The organism is Paraburkholderia sp. GAS348, from assembly GCF_050434205.1.
Classification (GTDB): Bacteria; Pseudomonadota; Gammaproteobacteria; order Burkholderiales; family Burkholderiaceae; genus Paraburkholderia.
Map to the genome: position 1 here is coordinate 177,716 of NZ_JBNPVT010000011.1, position 16,485 is coordinate 194,200.

Genomic DNA, 16,485 nt, shown 5'->3' on the forward strand with positions numbered 1-16,485 from the left:
CTTCCCCAGTGTGTATAGCTGCATCAGGTCAGACGGTCGCCATCGTGAACGCCGCCAGACACTTTAAAAATGGATTAAACGAGCCAGATCGTTGAACAGCGCGATCGCCGACAATGCGACGATGCAGGCGAGACCCGCCCTCTGAAAAACGAGTTGCCAGCGATCGGAGACAACTTTACCGGTTACAGCTTCAACCAAATAATATAACAGATGCCCCCCGTCCAAAACCGGAATTGGTAACAGGTTCAGTACACCGAGGCTAATACTGACAAGGGCCAGGAACGACAGGAATGCAGAAGGACCTAGACGTGCGCTCTTTCCTGCGTAATCGGCGATCGTCACGGGGCCAGAAAGATTCTTCAGCGAAGCCTCGCCGACGATCATCCGCCCGAACATGCGCACCGAATAAACAGCCAGATCCCACGTACGGCGCGCGCCGAGCTGCAGACTTTCGACCGGTCCATAACGCACGTCGATCGACGGCACCTGGGTGGCCAGCTCCGCACCGATACGGCCGATCTGCTGCCCCGTCGCGTCATCACGCTGCGACTGCGGGACGATGCGAACCTCTTCCAGCTTGCCCGCCGCTTGCCCGCCACGCTCTACCTGCAGCGTCACGGGCACACCGGCGTGCGATTTTACATACGCGATGAAGGCCGTGGCATTGTCGGTCGGAACGCCGTCGACCGCGCGCAGACGGTCACCCACTGCAAGGCCTGCCTGTTGCGCTGCGCTACCCGGCTGCACACCCGCGACCGTCAGCTTGCCACCACCCGGCTCGAAACCGAGACGCGACATAAAGTCGTCGTCGACGTCTTTCTCGGCGATGCCACGCAGATCCAGCTGGAAATCCGAGGTGCCGTGGGCATCTTTCGCGCTCAGCACGACGCGCTTGTGATCGAAAGCCGCACCCAGCAGTTTCCAGCGCAGGTCGGACCAGGAGCGCACGTGCCCGGATTCGCCGGCGTTCTCGGCTCGCACCGCAACGATGGTTTCGCCGCCGTCGAACCCGGCCAACGCCGCCGGCGTATTCGGAGCAGGCACAGCCACCACCGCCGCCGGCTCCGTCACGCCAGTGGCGAACACGAGGGCGAACAGGACAATGGCGAGCAGGAAGTTCGCGACCGGACCGGCCACGACAATCGCGAAACGACGCCACACCGACTGCCGGTTGAACGCATGCGGCAAGGCCTCGACCGGAATCGGCGCACCGCCGGTCTCGCGCTCGTCGAGCATCTTCACGTAGCCGCCCAGCGGCAGTGCGGCAATCGTCCATTCGGTGCCCGTCTTCGGACTCACCCACTGGAACAGCGGCTTGCCGAACCCGATCGAAAAGCGCAACACCTTGACGCCGCACAAACGCGCCACGCTGTAATGCCCGTACTCGTGGACGACTACGAGCACACCAATCGCGACCGCGAAGGCAAGCAGTTCGATCAGCAGATTCATAGGCGCCTCACTGGACGGCGCGTTCCGTGCGACGGGCGCCGTCCGGCAGGCGCGCAATGAAGTCGACAGCGGCGCGGCGCGCGGCGGCGTCGGCCTCAATCACGTCATCAAGCGCGTGCGCGCTGCGGTTCGGCAACGCGTTGAGTACGGCGTCCACAACCTGAGCGATCGCCATGAAACCGATCTGGCGCGACAGAAACGCTTCAACAGCGACTTCGTTCGCGGCATTCAGGGCCGCGCTCGCCAAGCCACCCTCGGCCAGCGCCTTCACGGCAAGCGCGAGACACGGGAAGCGCGTGTAATCCGGCTTTTCGAACGAGAGCGACGCGACCTGCAGCAAATCGAGTTGCGCCACGCCCGAATCGACGCGGTCCGGAAACGCCAGCGCATGCGCGATCGGCGTGCGCATGTCGGGGTTCCCCAGTTGCGCGAGCACCGAGCCGTCGGCGTACGACACCATCGAATGAATCACGCTTTGCGGGTGAATCAGTACCTCGATGCGCTCGCCCGGCAGATTGAAGAGCCAGTGCGCCTCGATCACTTCGAGGCCTTTGTTCATCATCGTGGCAGAGTCGACCGAAATCTTGCGGCCCATGACCCAGTTCGGATGCTTGCAGGCCTCGTCAGGCGTGACGTCGACCAGCGTAGCCGGTTCGCGCGTGCGGAACGGACCGCCCGACGCGGTCAGGATGATCTTCGAGACGCCGCCGTGCTGCTCGGCTTCGCGCGGCAGGCACTGGAAAATGGCGTTGTGTTCGCTGTCGACCGGCAGCAGCACGGCGCCGTTGTCACGCACCGCGTCCATGAAGATCGCGCCGGACATCACCAGCGCTTCCTTGTTGGCGAGCAAGATGCGCTTGCCGGCGCGCGCGGCAGCGAGACTCGGCGCGAGGCCTGCCGCGCCGACGATCGCCGCCACCACCGTATCGCAGCCGTCGCTGTTCGAGACGTCGACGAGCGCTTGCGGCCCGTACGTGACTTCGGTCTTGCAGCCCCCCTCGCGCAGCTTCGCCGCGACGCGCGCGGCAGTATCGGCATCGCCGACTACCGCGACTTCAGGCTTGAAGCGCAGGCATTGCTCGACGAGCTTGTCGCCGTTGCGATGCGCCGTTAGCGCGTAAACCGAAAAGCGCTCGGGATGACGCGCGACGACGTCGAGCGTGCTGTCTCCAATCGAGCCCGTGGAACCGAGCAATGTCAGACGTTTTTGCATATCTCTTTCTCTAGCCGAGCAGCAGCATGGCAAGCGGCAGCACCGGCAACAATGCGTCGATGCGGTCGAGCACGCCACCGTGCCCGGGCAACAGGCCGCTTGAATCTTTCACTCCGGCCTGGCGTTTCATCATTGATTCGAACAGGTCGCCCACCACGCTGAATGCCACCAGCAGGGTCAGTGCGAGCAGTGTACGTACGGCGCCCCATTGCGCCAGCAGCGCAGAATACAGGGTCGGCTCGAACGCATGCAAAAAGACCGCCGCAGCGGCGACGATCATCACAACCAGCCAGCCGCCGATCGCGCCCTCCCAAGTCTTACCCGGGCTGATGGCAGGCGCCAGCTTGTGTTTCCCGAAAGCCTTTCCAGAGAAGTATGCGCCGATATCGGCCAGCCATACCAACAGCAGCAGCGACAACACGAACGGCACCCCCTTCATGCGCGCGGCGACGAGAGCATGCCAGCACGCGACGAATACCACAATGCCGGCAAGAAATAGAAAGGCTCGCCAAGCCCCCCGCGCGAAGGTCGGCTTGCGCAGAAGCACGTACGGCCCCGCGATCACCCAGAAAATAGCGGCCGCCTGAAAGAGCGGCCGGGGCTCCTCGACGCCGGTACCGAGACGTGTGCTCGCCACCAGCGCCACGGCGGCCACCAGCGCGTAAATGAGCGGGCCCGCGCCGCCGAGCTTCAACAGGCGCGCCCATTCCCACGCGGCGAACACGACGACGAAGGCGATCAACGCGCCGAACGCGCCCACCGGCGCGAACAACGTGACCGGCAAGAAGATCGCCAGCAGGATGATCGCCGTGATGACACGGGTTTTTAGCATGGAAGCGAATCGACGTTCTGCGATTGCGGCTCGAGTTGAGCACTGGTGCGGCCGAAACGGCGCTCACGCTCCGCGTAGGAAGCGATAGCATGGCCGAGCGCGTCGGCGTCGAAATCCGGCCAGAACGTGTCGGTGAAGTAGAACTCGGTGTAGGCGAGTTGCCACAGCAGGAAGTTGCTGACGCGGCGCTCGCCGCCGGTGCGGATAAAGAGGTCCGGCTCCGGCGCATAGGCCATCGACAGGTGTTCGGCGAACGAGTCCTCGTTCACCTCGACCGCCTTGCCCGCCAGCGCCGATTGCTCGGCGAGCTTGCGGGTGGCCTGCATGATGTCCCAGCGGCCGCCGTAATTGGCGGCAATGGTGAGTGTGAGGCGGGTATTGCGCGCGGTTTTGGTTTCCGCGCGCTTGATCAGGTCGCGGATGCGCGTATCGAACTTCGACAGATCGCCAACCACGCGCAAACGGATGCCGTTTGCGTGCAGTTTGCCGATCTCGCGCTCCAGCGCGGTGACGAACAGGCGCATCAGGAACGACACTTCGTCGTTCGGGCGGCGCCAATTTTCCGAGCTGAAAGCAAACAGCGTCAGGTATTCGACGCCCTGCCGGGCGCAGGCCTCGACGGCCGCACGCACCGCGTCGACGCCGCGCGTATGACCGGCCACGCGCGGCAGACGGCGCTGGGTCGCCCAACGGCCGTTGCCGTCCATGATGATCGCGATATGTCGCGGCACCGCGGCGACATCAGGTACGCGCACGGTTGAGCTGGTATAGGTCATGGCCGTCGGGACAGTGACTGCAAAAAAAAGAAGTGGAAACCCTGAAGGTGCTGAGCGTGCGGCCTCAGACCGTCATGATCTCGGCTTCTTTCGTCACTACCAGTTTGTCGATTTCCGTGACGAACTTGTCCGTCAGTTTCTGAACGTCGTCACCCGCACGGCGCTCGTCATCTTCCGAAATTTCCTTGTCTTTCACGAGCTTTTTAAGTTGCTCGTTCGCATCACGGCGCAGGTTACGAACAGCGACCTTGGCCGTTTCCGCTTCGCTCTTGACTACTTTGGTCAGTTCGCGGCGGCGCTCTTCGGTCAGCGCGGGCATCGGCACGCGGATCACGTCGCCTTGCGTGGCCGGGTTCAGACCGAGGTCCGACTCGCGGATCGCCTTTTCGACGACCTGGACCATCTTCTTTTCCCACGGCTGCACGCCGATCGTGCGTGCGTCGATCAGCGTCAGGTTCGCAACCTGCGAAATCGGTACCGGCGAACCGTAGTAATCGCACTGGATGTGATCGAGCAAACCCGTGTGCGCACGGCCCGTACGGATCTTCGACAGGTCGTTCTTGAACGCGTCGATCGAGCGCTGCATCTTTTGTTCAGCGCCCTTCCTGATATCAGCCACAGACATTTTTAAACCTCCGAACCTTCAAAACGGTACGAACCGGCCAGCGCGCACACGATGCGGCGGCCTGGATTCGCGTTAAAGCCCACGTTATGTGAACGAGAGTTTACACGTGGACGAGGGTGCCCTCGTCCTCGCCTAGTACGATGCGCTTGAGCGCACCCGGCTTGACGATCGAAAACACCCGGATCGGCAGCTTCTGGTCGCGGCACAGCGCGAACGCCGTGGCGTCCATCACCTGCAGATTGCGGCCGATGGCTTCGTCGAAGCTGATCGTGGCGTAACGGGTCGCACTCGGGTCTATCTTGGGGTCGGCCGAATAGACGCCGTCCACCTTGGTGGCTTTCAGCACGACTTCCGCGCCGACTTCCGCGCCACGCAGCGCGGCGGCCGTATCCGTCGTGAAGAACGGATTGCCGGTACCGGCCGCGAAAATCACGACTTTGCCTTCCTCGAGCTGGCGAATCGCGCGGGGCCGGATGTACGGCTCGACTACCTGGTCCATGCGCAGCGCGGATTGCACGCGCGCCTCGATACCGGCGTGGCGCATTGCGTCCTGCAGCGCCAGCGCATTCATCATGGTGGCCAGCATGCCCATGTAGTCAGCCGTGGCGCGATCCATACCGGCCGCGCCACCCGCGACGCCGCGGAAAATATTGCCGCCGCCAATCACCACGGCCAGCTGCGTTCCGAGACGGACCACTTCGGCCACGTCCGCTACCATTCGCTCGATGGTTGCGCGGTTGATGCCGAAGGCATCGTCGCCCATCAGGGCTTCACCGGAGAGTTTGAGCAGGACGCGTTTATAGGCAGTGGGCATAGGGGTATCCAGATCGCGCAGAACAGGGCAACAACAAGGGACTAATGTAGGGGTGAAATACTGATTCGGGCAAGCGCCGCCAAATTGACGAACCCTGGGGTTCGCCAGCAGCGGCTGCACAGCGAGGGTCAACCCGCGCGCAGCCTTGCGGCGCCGCCGACCGCGGCAAAGTCTTGCTCCGCCGCGGGTCCAACGGTACTAACTGAAGCTTAAGCGATGCTTATTGTTGCTTTGCAGCAGCGACTTGAGCCGCCACTTCAGCTGCGAAGTCGTCTTGCTTCTTCTCGATGCCTTCGCCGACCACGAACAGCGCGAACTTCTGCACGCTCGAGTTGCCGGCCTTCAGCATCTGTTCGATTGTCTGCTTGTCGTTCTTAACGAACGTCTGGTTCAGCAGCGACACTTCCTTCAGGTACTTCTGCACGCTGCCGTCGACCATCTTGGCGACGATTTCAGCCGGCTTGCCCGATTCAGCAGCCTTCTGCTCAGCAATGCTGCGTTCCTTGGCGATCAGATCCGCCGGCACGTCGTCCGACGACAGCGAGACCGGCTTCATGGCGGCGATGTGCATTGCCACGTCCTTGCCGATCTGCTCGTCCGCGCCGGTGTACTCGACCAGCACGCCGATACGGGTGCCGTGCAGGTACGCTGCCAGCTTGTTCGCCGTGTCGAAACGCACGAAACGGCGGATCGACAGGTTTTCACCGATCTTGCCGACCAGTGCCAGACGCACTGCGTCGACCGTCGAGCCGTCCAGCGGCAGTGCCGACAGCGCGGCGACGTCAGCCGGGTTTTGCGTAGCGACCAGTTCAGCGATCGTCTTCGAGAAAGCCAGGAAGTCGTCGTTCTTCGAAACGAAGTCGGTTTCGCAGTTCAGTTCGACCAGCGAACCAGCGTTGCCGCCGATGAACGATGCAACCACGCCTTCAGCCGTCACGCGCGACGCTGCCTTGCTGGCCTTGTTGCCCAGCTTCACGCGCAGCAGCTCTTCAGCGCGCGCCATGTCGCCATCGGCTTCCGTCAGCGCCTTCTTGCACTCCATCATCGGCGCGTCGGTCTTTGCGCGCAGTTCTGCAACCATGCTTGCGGTAATTGCCGCCATCATTTGCTCCTTGAGTTCCGTCTGTCACACGCCGCCCGGACTTCGATACCGGCGGCAAGAATTCGTTTCAACGTCGCACGTATTTTTTACGGTCTACGTTTAGGCACTGCTCACAGCACACCACTACTTTGTCGCGGCTTAAAAAAAGGGGGCCTGTAGAAAGCCCCCTTTTTTGCCGGACACGGGGTAGCTTTACGCTTCCCCGTTGACCTCGACGAACTCGTCGCCGTCACCGCCACGGGCAGCTTGCACCACTTCGTTGACCGCGTTAGCGCGGCCTTCGAGGATCGCGTCAGCCACGCCAGCCGTGTACAGAGCGACAGCCTTCGAAGCGTCGTCGTTACCCGGGATCACGTAGTCGATGCCTTCCGGCGAGTGGTTCGTATCGACCACGGCGATGACCGGAATGCCGAGCTTGTTGGCTTCGGTCACGGCAATCTTGTGGTAGCCGACGTCGACCACGAAGATCGCGTCCGGAATGCCGCCCATGTCCTTCACGCCGCCGATCGACTTTTGCAGCTTGGCCATTTCGCGTTCGAACAGGAGCGCTTCCTTCTTGCTCATGCGTTCGGTTTCGCCTGCTTCCAGCGCTGCTTCCATGTCCTTCAGGCGCTTGATCGAAACCTTCAGCGTCTTGAAGTTGGTCAGCATGCCGCCGAGCCAGCGTGCGTTGACGAACGGCATGCCAGCGCGCTGCGCTTCTTCAGCGATCGTGTCGCGCGATTGACGCTTCGTGCCGACGAACAGGATCGTGCCGCGATTCGCTGCCAGTTGACGCGCGTACTTCAGCGCGTCGTTGTACATCGGCAGCGTCTTTTCGAGATTGATAATGTGAATCTTGTTGCGATGGCCGAAAATGAAGGGGGCCATCTTCGGGTTCCAGAAGCGCGTTTGGTGACCGAAGTGGACACCGGCTTCCAGCATTTGACGCATGGTAACTGCCATGTAAATCTCCGCGAGGGTTGGGTCTTAAGCCGGCTGCCGTATCGGCCGCGCTGCCTTTTTTGGCTGAACGCGACGGACACCCTGGGTGCGCCGGCTTGCGAGTCTGCTGCCTTGGTACTGCGCTTGCTGCTATTTACCCGTAGCGCAGGCAACTATCGCTACGAGAAGTCTTCCCGCCAGTTTTGTGCTGCATGCTTGTGCCGCATTAGAACAGCAACAGATCAACAAAAATAAGACAGAGATCGACTTAGCCAAACATTATAGCACGCGACTATCGGCCGACTCAACCCGCGCGGTAGCTCCCGTTCGCCGCGAGCGGTTGCACCCGCCCGCTTGCCACCGCCCGCACCAAGCCGCCCGCCTTCCGCCGCAGACACGGGAGCAAAAGGCGCCGGCCCTCTCGCAAAACCCTGCGGCAGGCGGAATATGGTGCGATAATCCCGCAATAAATCGCATTTCAGGCCCGACTCATGGCTATTACGCTCAAAAACGAACACGATATCGCGCAGATGCGCGTCGCCTGCAAACTCGCTAGCGAAGTGCTCGACTACATTACGCCGTTCGTCACGGCCGGCATCACGACCGGCGAACTCGACCGGCTGTGTCACGAATACATGCTCAAGGAACAAGGTACGGTTCCGGCGCCGCTGAATTATCAGCCGCCCGGCTATCCGCCCTACCCGAAAGCCACCTGCATTTCGGTAAACGACGTGATCTGCCATGGTATTCCGGGCGACAAGACGCTGAAGAACGGCGACGCACTGAATATCGACGTCACGGTGATCAAGGAAGGCTACTTCGGCGACACCAGCCGGATGTTCATCGTCGGCGAAGGCTCGATCATGGCCAAACGCCTCGTGCAGACCACCTTCGAATGCATGTGGCTCGGCATCGACCAGGTGCGCCCGGGCGCCCATCTCGGCGATATCGGCTACGCCATCCAGAAGCATGCCGAAGGGCAAGGCTACAGCGTGGTGCGCGAATATTGCGGCCATGGCATCGGCACGGTATTCCACGAAGACCCGCAGATTTTGCACTACGGCCGTCCCGGCACCGGGCTCGAACTGCAGGCTGGCATGATCTTCACGATCGAGCCGATGATCAACGCCGGCCGGCGCGACATCCGCACCATGCCGGACCATTGGACCGTCAAGACCAAGGACCGCAGCCTGTCGGCGCAGTGGGAACATACCGTGCTCGTCACCGAAACGGGCTACGACGTGCTGACTGTCTCGGCCGGCACGCCCGCGCGTCCGCCGGTTGTCGCAGCCACGGCCTGAACGACTTCCGACCTCACCCGCCCGCCTGCCAATGAGTAGTGTTCCAGCCCTCGCCCAATCCCACGCCACGTCGCTCAAGGCAGACTATAAAGTGGCCAAAGCCCAGTTGCTGGAACGTTTCAAGACCGCCTCCAACGTCGACTCGCTGATGGGCGCGCTCGCGCGCGCCACGGACGAGTCGCTGCGCGCCGCCTGGAACACGTGTGAGCTGCCGCCCGAACTAGCCCTGCTGGCCGTCGGCGGTTATGGGCGGGGCGAACTCTCGCCGCATTCCGACATCGACATTCTGGTTCTGCTGCCCGACGCGCCGATCAAGCATCTCGAAGCGCGCATCGAACGCTTTATCAGCCTCGCGTGGGATTTGGGGCTCGAACTCGGCAGCAGCGTGCGCAGCGTGTCGCAATGCCTCGAAGAAGCCGCTAACGACGTCACCGTGCGCACCTCGCTGCTCGAAGCGCGGCGCATTACAGGCAGCGACCCGCTCGTTGACGACTTTGCGAAGCGCTACCGCGAAGCGCTCGACCCGCGCGCGTTCTTCCAGGCCAAAGTGCTGGAAATGCGTCAGCGGCACGCCAAGTTTCAGGACACGCCGTATTCGCTCGAACCGAACATCAAGGAAAGCCCGGGTGGCCTGCGCGATCTGCAGCTGATTCTGTGGATTACGCAGGCGGCCGGTTTCGGCAGCAGCTGGCGCGAGCTCGAAGCACGCGGCCTGATCACCGAGCGTGAAGCGCGCGAACTGGGCCGCAACGAAGGCTTCCTGAAAACGCTGCGTGCCCGGCTGCATGTGATCGCCGGCCGCCGCCAGGACATTCTGGTGTTCGACCTGCAAACGCCGGTTGCCGAAAGCTTCGGCTACCAGCCGACGGCCACCAAGCGCGCCAGCGAACAGCTGATGCGCCGCTATTACTGGTCCGCCAAGGCCGTGACGCAGCTCGCCACCATCCTGATCCAGAACATCGAGGCGCAGCTTTTTCCCAACACGAGCGGCATCACGCGCGTGCTCTCGGAGCGTTTCGTCGAGAAGCAGGGCATGCTGGAGATCGCCAGCGACGACGTATTCCAGCGCGAGCCAAACGCAATCCTTGAAGCTTTTCTGCTTTACGAACAGACACCGGGCGTGAAGGGTTTGTCGGCCCGTACGCTGCGCGCGATCTACAACGCCCGCGACGTGATGGATCAGCATTGGCGGCGCGATCCGGAAAACCGGCGCCTGTTCATGGACATCCTGAAGCAGCCGGCCGGCATCACCCACGCGCTGCGCCTGATGAACCAGACCAGCGTGCTCGGGCGCTATCTGCTGAACTTCCGGCGCATTGTCGGACAAATGCAGCACGACCTGTATCACGTCTACACGGTCGATCAGCACATTCTCATGGTGTTGCGCAATCTGCGCCGCTTCGCGGTCGCCGAGCATGCGCACGAGTATCCGTTCTGCAGCCAGTTGATCGCCAATTTCGACCGGCCGTGGGTGTTGTACGTGGCGGCGCTGTTTCACGACATCGCCAAGGGCCGCGGCGGCGACCATTCCACGCTCGGCATGGCCGACGCGCGGCGCTTCTGCCGTAACCATGATATCGAGGGCGAGGACGGCGAACTGGTCGTCTGGCTGGTCCAGCAGCATCTGACCATGAGCCAGGTCGCGCAGAAACAGGACACGAGCGACCCCGAAGTCATCAAGCGGTTTGCCGAACTGGTCGGCAACGAGCGCCGGCTCACCGCGCTTTACCTGCTGACCGTGGCAGACATTCGCGGCACCAGCCCGAAAGTCTGGAACACCTGGAAAGGCAAGCTGCTCGAGGACCTCTACCGCGCGACCCTGGCGGTGCTCGGCGGCGCACGGCCGGACGCGCACTCCGAACTGAAGTCGCGTCAGGAAGAGGCGTTGGCCCTGCTGCGCCTCGAAACCGTGCCGGAAGGCGCGCAGAAGGCGCTATGGGACAAGCTGGACATCGGCTACTTCCTGCGCCACGACGCGGCGGATATCGCATGGCAGACCCGCGTGCTGTCCCGGCACGTCGAAACCGCAACGCCGATCGTGCGGGCGCGTCCTTCGCCGATCGGCGAAGCGCTTCAGGTGCTGGTGTATGTGAAAGACCAGCCCGATCTGTTCGCCGGCATTTGTGCGTATTTCGACCGCAATGGCTTGTCAGTGCTCGATGCGCGGGTCAGCACGACCCGTCATGGCTACGCGCTCGATAATTTCCTCGTCGCGCATACCGAAGAAGACGTGCATTATCGCGATATTGCCAATCTGGTCGAACAGGAACTGACCGCACGCCTGACCGGTGACGGCACCCTGCTTCCGGGACCGTCGAAAGGCCGTTTGTCACGGCTGTCGCGGACCTTCCCTGTTACGCCGCGCGTCGATCTTCGGGCCGACGAGCGCGGCCAATATTACATCCTGTCCGTGTCTGCGAACGACCGGCCAGGCCTTCTTTATTCGATCGCGCGCGTGCTGGCCGAGCACCGGGTCGGCGTCGCGTCGGCGCGGATCAATACGCTCGGCGAACGCGTCGAAGACGTGTTCCTGCTGGATGGACGCGGTCTGTCGGACAGCCGCCTGCAAATTCAGGTCGAGACCGAACTGCTGCGCGCGATTGCAGTGTGAGATTTCATGCGAGTCAAATTAACAGCCAAGCACCCGCGGCCGGCTTCGTCCGAACGCGCCCCTGTCCGTACCGGAAGCACCTCGGCGCGTAAGCCGACGCGTCCGGCCGGGCCGAAGCCGTCCCCGTCGACGGCGGGTTTTAGCGGGGCGCGGGGTGAAGGCGCTGGCGCAGCGGGTGGCGGCAAGCGGCCGGCTGGCGCAGGTAAGCCGGCAGGCGCCGGCGCGCGTGCGCCACGGGCTGAAGGATCGTTTTCCCGCGAGCGGGATGCGGGTGGTGCGCGCCGGGCACCGTCGGATCGGCCGCCGCGACGCGAAGGGGCAGGCGCCGCGCCGCGCCGCTTGGAGGGCAGCGGTGATCGTGCACCGCGTCGAGATGACGGCGAGCGCGCACCGCGCCGGTTCGAAGGTGGTAGCGAGCGCAGCGAACGTGCTCCGCGCCGCGCTGAAGGCGAACGCACTCAAGGTGCACCGCGCCGGTTTGAAGGTGCTGGCGATCGAGGCGAACGTGCCCCGCGTCGCTTTGAAGGCAGTGCGGATCGTGGCGAGCGCAGCCAGGGCGCGCCGCGCCGCTTCGAAGGCAGCGCAGATCGCAGCGAACGCGCTCCCCGTAGTTTCGAAGGCAGCCGCGCCCCGCGCCGTGACGACGGCGAACGCCGCTCGTTCAGTGGTCCGCGTCTGGGCGCAGGCCGTCCGTCGGAGGGCGGACCGCGTGGCGAGCGTCCGGCGCGCGATGCCTCGGATCGGCCCCGCTTCGGCAGCGACCGTGGCGCCCCGCAGGAGCGCCGTAGCGGCGAGCGCGGACCACGCAGCGACAGCGCGCCGCGCCGTTTTGAAGGCGAGCGTGGTTCGTCCGAGCGTGGCGAGCGCACTTTCGCGAAGCCCGTCAAAAGCGGCTACGGTGACCGCACGGACCGCCCGGCGCGCGCACCGCGCGACGACCGTGGCGAGCGAGCACCGGCCAAGCGGGAATTCGGCGATCGTCCGGCGCGCGCCGGTGAACGTAGCGAACGTAATGACCGGGGCGAACGCCCTGCTCGCAGCTTCGACAAGGCGCTGCCGGCCGCCGGCCGCCGCTTTGGCGATGACACCCGCCCCGCTCGCGCCGACAAGCCGCGCGGCCCGGCGCCAGCAGCCAAAGCCGAACGCGACGCCGATGCCGCTCCGCGCACACCCCGCCGCGATTACGAAGATGCGCCGGGCACCCTGCGCCTGTCCAAGCTGATGTCGGAACTCGGCCTGTGCTCACGCCGCGAAGCCGACGAGTGGATCGAAAAAGGCTGGGTGCTGGTCGACGGCGAGCGGATCGACACGCTCGGCACCAAGGTTCGCCCCGACCAGCGCATCGAGATCGACCCCGCCGCCGAAGCCGCGCAAGCGAGCCAGGTAACGGTCCTGATCCACAAGCCGGTGGGACTTGTATCGGGCCAGGCGGAAGACGGCTACCAGCCGGCGATCACGCTGGTCACGCCGGAAAACCGCTGGGAAGGCGACCATACTGACATCCGCTTCTCGGTCGCGCATCTGCGCCAGCTAGCGCCGGCCGGGCGCCTCGACATCGATTCGACAGGCTTGCTGGTGCTGACGCAGGACGGCCGCATCGCCAAGCAACTGATCGGCGGCCATTCGGAAATCGACAAGGAGTATCTGGTGCGCGTGTCGTTCGGCGAGCACACCACCGACGTCGAAAGCCACTTCCCGCCGGAGAGCCTCGCGCTCTTGTGCCACGGCCTCTCGCTCGACGACGTGCCGCTGAAACCCGCACAGGTCAACTGGCAAAACGGCGAGCAGTTGCGTTTCGTGCTGCGCGAAGGCAAGAAGCGCCAGATCCGCCGGATGTGCGAACTGGTCGGCCTCGAAGTGATCGGCCTGAAGCGCGTGCGGATGGGCCAGGTGATGCTGGGCGCGCTGCCGCCGGGCCAATGGCGCTATCTGTCGGCGGACGAGTCGTTTTGATGCCGGGAGCCTGACGCCTCAACCAGCGAAAGATTCACGGTGCCTGCGCCGTGAGGTTCGCCCAACAAAAACCCACGCCGAGGCGTGGGTTTTTTGTTTCCGGCGGCGCGCTAGCGACAATTCGACCGCCACAGGCCAGAATGCAGCTTCAGTCGTCGCTACTCAGATCCATATCCGGAAACAGGACTTCCGTGAAGCCGAACTTCGCGAAATCGTTGATCCGCATCGGGTACAGCTTGCCGATCAGGTGGTCGCACTCATGTTGCACGACACGCGCGTGAAAGCCTTCGGCGACTCGGTCGATCGGCTTACCGTATTGATCGAACCCGTGATACTTGATCATCGAAAACCGGCTCACCGCGCCTCGCAGGCCCGGCACGGACAGGCAGCCTTCCCAGCCCTCTTCCATATCCAGCGACACTGGTGTGAGGGTCGGGTTGACCAGCACCGTCTCGGGCACCGGCGGCGCATCCGGATAGCGTTCGTTGTGCCCGAAGCCGAAGATCACCACCTGCAGATTGACGCCGACCTGCGGCGCGGCGAGCCCCGCGCCGTTTGCGTCGTGCATGGTCTCGAACATGTCTTTGATGAGCTCATGCAGTTCGGGGGTATCGAAGTGATCGACCGGATCGGCAATTTGCAAAAGGCGCGGATCGCCCATCTTGAGAATTTCGCGGATCATAACTGCCCCTCCAGGAGCTTGCGCATACCATCTTCGTCGAGTACCGGGATGCCGAGTTCCTCGGCTTTCGCCAGCTTGCTGCCCGCTTCGGCCCCCGCCACTACGTAGTCGGTTTTCTTCGACACCGAGCCGGCCACTTTCGCGCCGGCCGTTTCGAGCATTTCTTTCGCTTCTTCGCGAGCGAGCGTCGGCAAGGTGCCGGTCAATACGACCGTCTTGCCGGCCAGCACGCCTTGCGGCGCCTTTGGCGCGGGCGGCCCTTCCGGCCATGTGACCTTGCCCGGCGCGCGGAGTTGCTCGATCACCGTGCGGTTGTGCTCTTCGGCGAAAAATCGCTGAATCGACTCGGCCACCACAGGCCCCACATCGTTCACCTCCAGCAATTCTTCGACCGAGGCATCCATGATCGGATTCAGCGAGCCGAAATGTTTGGCCAGATCTTTCGCCGTCGATTCGCCCACATGCCGGATACCGAGCGCGTAAATAAAGCGCGCCAGCGTAGTGTGCTTGGCCTTTTCGAGCGAATCGAGCAGATTCTGCGCGGACTTTTCGGCGAAGCGGTCGAGTTCAGCGAGCGTCGCAAAGCCGACGTTGAACAGATCGGCCGGCGTGCGCACCAGATTCTGCTCGACGAGTTGATCGATGATCTTTTCGCCGAGCCCGTCGATATCCAGTGCCCGGCGCTGCGCGAAGTGCCACAACGCCTGCTTGCGCTGCGCTGGGCAGAACAGGCCACCCGTGCAGCGCGCAATCGCCTCGTCCGGCAGCCGTTCGATGCTCGAGCCGCACACCGGGCAGTGCGTGGGCATGACGAACTCGCGGGCGTCGTCCGGGCGGCGCTCGAGCAGCGCACTCACCACCTCGGGAATGACGTCGCCGGCGCGCCGCACGATCACCGTGTCGCCGATGCGGATATCTTTGCGGCGCACTTCGTCTTCATTGTGCAATGTGGCGTTCGTCACCGTCGCGCCGCCGACGAACACCGGCTCCAGCCGCGCAACCGGCGTGATCGCGCCGGTGCGGCCAACCTGCACGTCGATCGCGACGAGTTTGGTGAGTGCTTCTTGCGCAGGGAACTTGTGCGCCAAGGCGAAACGCGGCGCACGCGAGACAAAGCCGAGCGCGTCCTGCTCATCGCGCCGGTTGACCTTATAGACGACGCCGTCGATATCGTAAGGCAGCGTGTCGCGCTTCTCGCCTATGGCGTGAAAAAACGCCAGCAAGCCTTCGGCGCCCTGCACCACCGCCCGCTCGCCATTCACCGGCAAGCCGAGTTCCTTGTACCAGTCGAGCAATTCGCTATGTGTGGCCGGCATCTCGCCACCTTCGAGCACACCAATTCCATAAGCGAAGAACGACAGTGGCCGCTGCGCCGTGATCTTCGAATCGAGCTGCCGCAAGCTGCCCGCGGCAGCGTTACGCGGATTGGCGAATTCTTTCTGCTCTGCGGCCCGCTGGCGCTCGTTCAGACGTTCGAAATCGCGCTTGAACATGAGCACTTCGCCCCGCACGTCGAGCAGATGCGGCACGCGTTTGCCCTTGAGCTTGAGCGGAATGGAACGGATCGTGCGGACATTTTCGGTGACGTTCTCGCCGGTGGTGCCGTCGCCGCGCGTGGACGCCTGGACAAACGTGCCGTCGACGTAACGCAGCGAGATGGCAAGGCCGTCGAACTTCAGTTCAGCCGCATAACCAACCGGCACCGGCGGTTCGCTCGCGTTCTTGCCGAGCGCGTCGCCGACGCGCTTGTCGAACGCGACGATATCTTCGTCTGCGAAGCCATTGTTCAGCGACAGCATGGGCTGATCGTGCACCACCGGCTCGAAGCCGCTCGACGCCTCGCCGCCCACGCGCTGGGTGGGCGAATCCGGCACAACCAGGTCCGGATGCTCCGTCTCGATCCGCTCCAGCTCCTTGAAGAGCTTGTCGTATTCCGCGTCCGGCAGGTCCGGCTGGTCGAGCACGTAATACGCGTAATTGGCGCGTTCGAGTTCCGCGCGCAGCCACGCGGCCCGCTCTGCGGGCGCGCTGGTTGCAGGGTTTGAGGCGGGGGTTCGGGCCATGCTGTCGGAAGCTTTTTTCAGTGAAATTCAGACACTGGATTATCGCAGGAAGCGTGCCCCTTTACATCGACCGAATGGCCAGTATCGCGCGTTCGTCATTGCTGTGAATAGTGCGGGGAAAGCACCACGTGAAGCATTAC

At 63.4% G+C, this 16,485-nt stretch carries 13 protein-coding genes; 3 read left to right on the top strand and 10 right to left on the bottom strand.

Features of this window, described 5'->3' with window-relative positions; genetic code table 11:
• Nucleotides 1–63: 63 nt before the first annotated feature.
• From rseP to rpsB, 8 genes are all read right to left on the bottom strand, one after another.
• Complete coding sequence (gene rseP / locus P3T22_RS20065; RefSeq protein ID WP_063496529.1) at nt 64–1,449, bottom strand: RIP metalloprotease RseP; 1,386 nt, start codon at nt 1,447–1,449, stop codon at nt 64–66.
• A gap of 7 nt (nt 1,450–1,456) precedes the next feature.
• Complete coding sequence (locus P3T22_RS20070) at nt 1,457–2,662, bottom strand: 1-deoxy-D-xylulose-5-phosphate reductoisomerase (protein WP_429325914.1); 1,206 nt, start codon at nt 2,660–2,662, stop codon at nt 1,457–1,459.
• A gap of 10 nt (nt 2,663–2,672) precedes the next feature.
• Nucleotides 2,673–3,494: a phosphatidate cytidylyltransferase gene (locus P3T22_RS20075; RefSeq protein WP_063496531.1), complete on the bottom strand. Its 822-nt coding sequence runs from the start codon at nt 3,492–3,494 to the stop codon at nt 2,673–2,675.
• Nucleotides 3,488–4,270, bottom strand: a complete 783-nt coding sequence (gene uppS / locus P3T22_RS20080) for a polyprenyl diphosphate synthase (RefSeq protein ID WP_115780231.1) — start codon at nt 4,268–4,270, stop codon at nt 3,488–3,490. The genes P3T22_RS20075 and uppS overlap by 7 nt, the downstream gene beginning before the upstream one ends.
• A 64-nt stretch (nt 4,271–4,334) precedes the next feature.
• Nucleotides 4,335–4,895 carry a ribosome recycling factor gene (gene frr / locus P3T22_RS20085; RefSeq protein ID WP_054035184.1) on the bottom strand — a complete coding sequence of 187 codons (561 nt, stop codon included), beginning with the start codon at nt 4,893–4,895 and terminating at the stop codon, nt 4,335–4,337.
• A 100-nt stretch (nt 4,896–4,995) separates the two neighbouring features.
• A complete protein-coding gene (pyrH, locus tag P3T22_RS20090) occupies nt 4,996–5,709 on the bottom strand; it encodes a UMP kinase (protein ID WP_063496533.1) in 714 nt (237 codons plus the stop codon).
• Nucleotides 5,710–5,929: 220 nt separating this feature from the next.
• Nucleotides 5,930–6,811 (bottom strand): translation elongation factor Ts, encoded by an 882-nt coding sequence (gene tsf, locus P3T22_RS20095; RefSeq protein WP_063496534.1) that lies wholly within the window; start codon nt 6,809–6,811, stop codon nt 5,930–5,932.
• Nucleotides 6,812–7,003: 192 nt separating this feature from the next.
• Entirely contained in the window at nt 7,004–7,756 is a 753-nt protein-coding gene (gene rpsB, locus P3T22_RS20100; protein WP_028199373.1) for a 30S ribosomal protein S2, read from the bottom strand.
• 470 nt (nt 7,757–8,226) lie between these two features.
• Between rpsB and map the strand changes: the two genes are divergently transcribed.
• The 3 genes from map to P3T22_RS20115 are packed head-to-tail and all read left to right on the top strand — an operon-like array spanning nt 8,227 to nt 13,600.
• A complete protein-coding gene (map, locus tag P3T22_RS20105) occupies nt 8,227–9,036 on the top strand; it encodes a type I methionyl aminopeptidase (protein ID WP_063496535.1) in 810 nt (269 codons plus the stop codon).
• A gap of 31 nt (nt 9,037–9,067) precedes the next feature.
• On the top strand, nt 9,068–11,647 hold the full coding sequence (locus tag P3T22_RS20110; RefSeq protein ID WP_063496536.1) for a [protein-PII] uridylyltransferase: 2,580 nt from the start codon (nt 9,068–9,070) through the stop codon (nt 11,645–11,647).
• Nucleotides 11,648–11,653: 6 nt separating this feature from the next.
• The gene (locus tag P3T22_RS20115) at nt 11,654–13,600 is read left to right on the top strand and encodes a pseudouridine synthase (protein ID WP_429325915.1); all 1,947 of its coding nucleotides are present in this window, start codon (nt 11,654–11,656) and stop codon (nt 13,598–13,600) included.
• Nucleotides 13,601–13,748: 148 nt separating this feature from the next.
• On the opposite strand, the gene def is transcribed toward P3T22_RS20115, so the two are convergent.
• Both def and ligA read right to left on the bottom strand, forming a co-directional pair.
• Entirely contained in the window at nt 13,749–14,282 is a 534-nt protein-coding gene (gene def / locus P3T22_RS20120) for a peptide deformylase (protein WP_063496537.1), read from the bottom strand.
• Nucleotides 14,279–16,345, bottom strand: a complete 2,067-nt coding sequence (gene ligA / locus P3T22_RS20125) for an NAD-dependent DNA ligase LigA (RefSeq protein WP_429325916.1) — start codon at nt 16,343–16,345, stop codon at nt 14,279–14,281. Before ligA ends, def begins: the two co-directional genes overlap by 4 nt.
• Nucleotides 16,346–16,485: the final 140 nt, after the last annotated feature.

What these genes read in the sequence shown, in the direction of transcription:
- map (WP_063496535.1), top strand. Translation starts at nt 8,227, where the DNA reads ATGGCTATTACGCTCAAAAACGAACACGATATCGCGCAGATGCGCGTC.
- pyrH (WP_063496533.1), bottom strand. Translation starts at nt 5,709, where the DNA reads ATGCCCACTGCCTATAAACGCGTCCTGCTCAAACTCTCCGGTGAAGCC.
- tsf (WP_063496534.1), bottom strand. Translation starts at nt 6,811, where the DNA reads ATGGCGGCAATTACCGCAAGCATGGTTGCAGAACTGCGCGCAAAGACC.
- P3T22_RS20075 (WP_063496531.1), bottom strand. Translation starts at nt 3,494, where the DNA reads ATGCTAAAAACCCGTGTCATCACGGCGATCATCCTGCTGGCGATCTTC.
- rpsB (WP_028199373.1), bottom strand. Translation starts at nt 7,756, where the DNA reads ATGGCAGTTACCATGCGTCAAATGCTGGAAGCCGGTGTCCACTTCGGT.
- ligA (WP_429325916.1), bottom strand. Translation starts at nt 16,345, where the DNA reads ATGGCCCGAACCCCCGCCTCAAACCCTGCAACCAGCGCGCCCGCAGAG.
- frr (WP_054035184.1), bottom strand. Translation starts at nt 4,895, where the DNA reads ATGTCTGTGGCTGATATCAGGAAGGGCGCTGAACAAAAGATGCAGCGC.
- P3T22_RS20070 (WP_429325914.1), bottom strand. Translation starts at nt 2,662, where the DNA reads ATGCAAAAACGTCTGACATTGCTCGGTTCCACGGGCTCGATTGGAGAC.
- def (WP_063496537.1), bottom strand. Translation starts at nt 14,282, where the DNA reads ATGATCCGCGAAATTCTCAAGATGGGCGATCCGCGCCTTTTGCAAATT.
- uppS (WP_115780231.1), bottom strand. Translation starts at nt 4,270, where the DNA reads ATGACCTATACCAGCTCAACCGTGCGCGTACCTGATGTCGCCGCGGTG.
- rseP (WP_063496529.1), bottom strand. Translation starts at nt 1,449, where the DNA reads ATGAATCTGCTGATCGAACTGCTTGCCTTCGCGGTCGCGATTGGTGTG.
- P3T22_RS20115 (WP_429325915.1), top strand. Translation starts at nt 11,654, where the DNA reads ATGCGAGTCAAATTAACAGCCAAGCACCCGCGGCCGGCTTCGTCCGAA.
- P3T22_RS20110 (WP_063496536.1), top strand. Translation starts at nt 9,068, where the DNA reads ATGAGTAGTGTTCCAGCCCTCGCCCAATCCCACGCCACGTCGCTCAAG.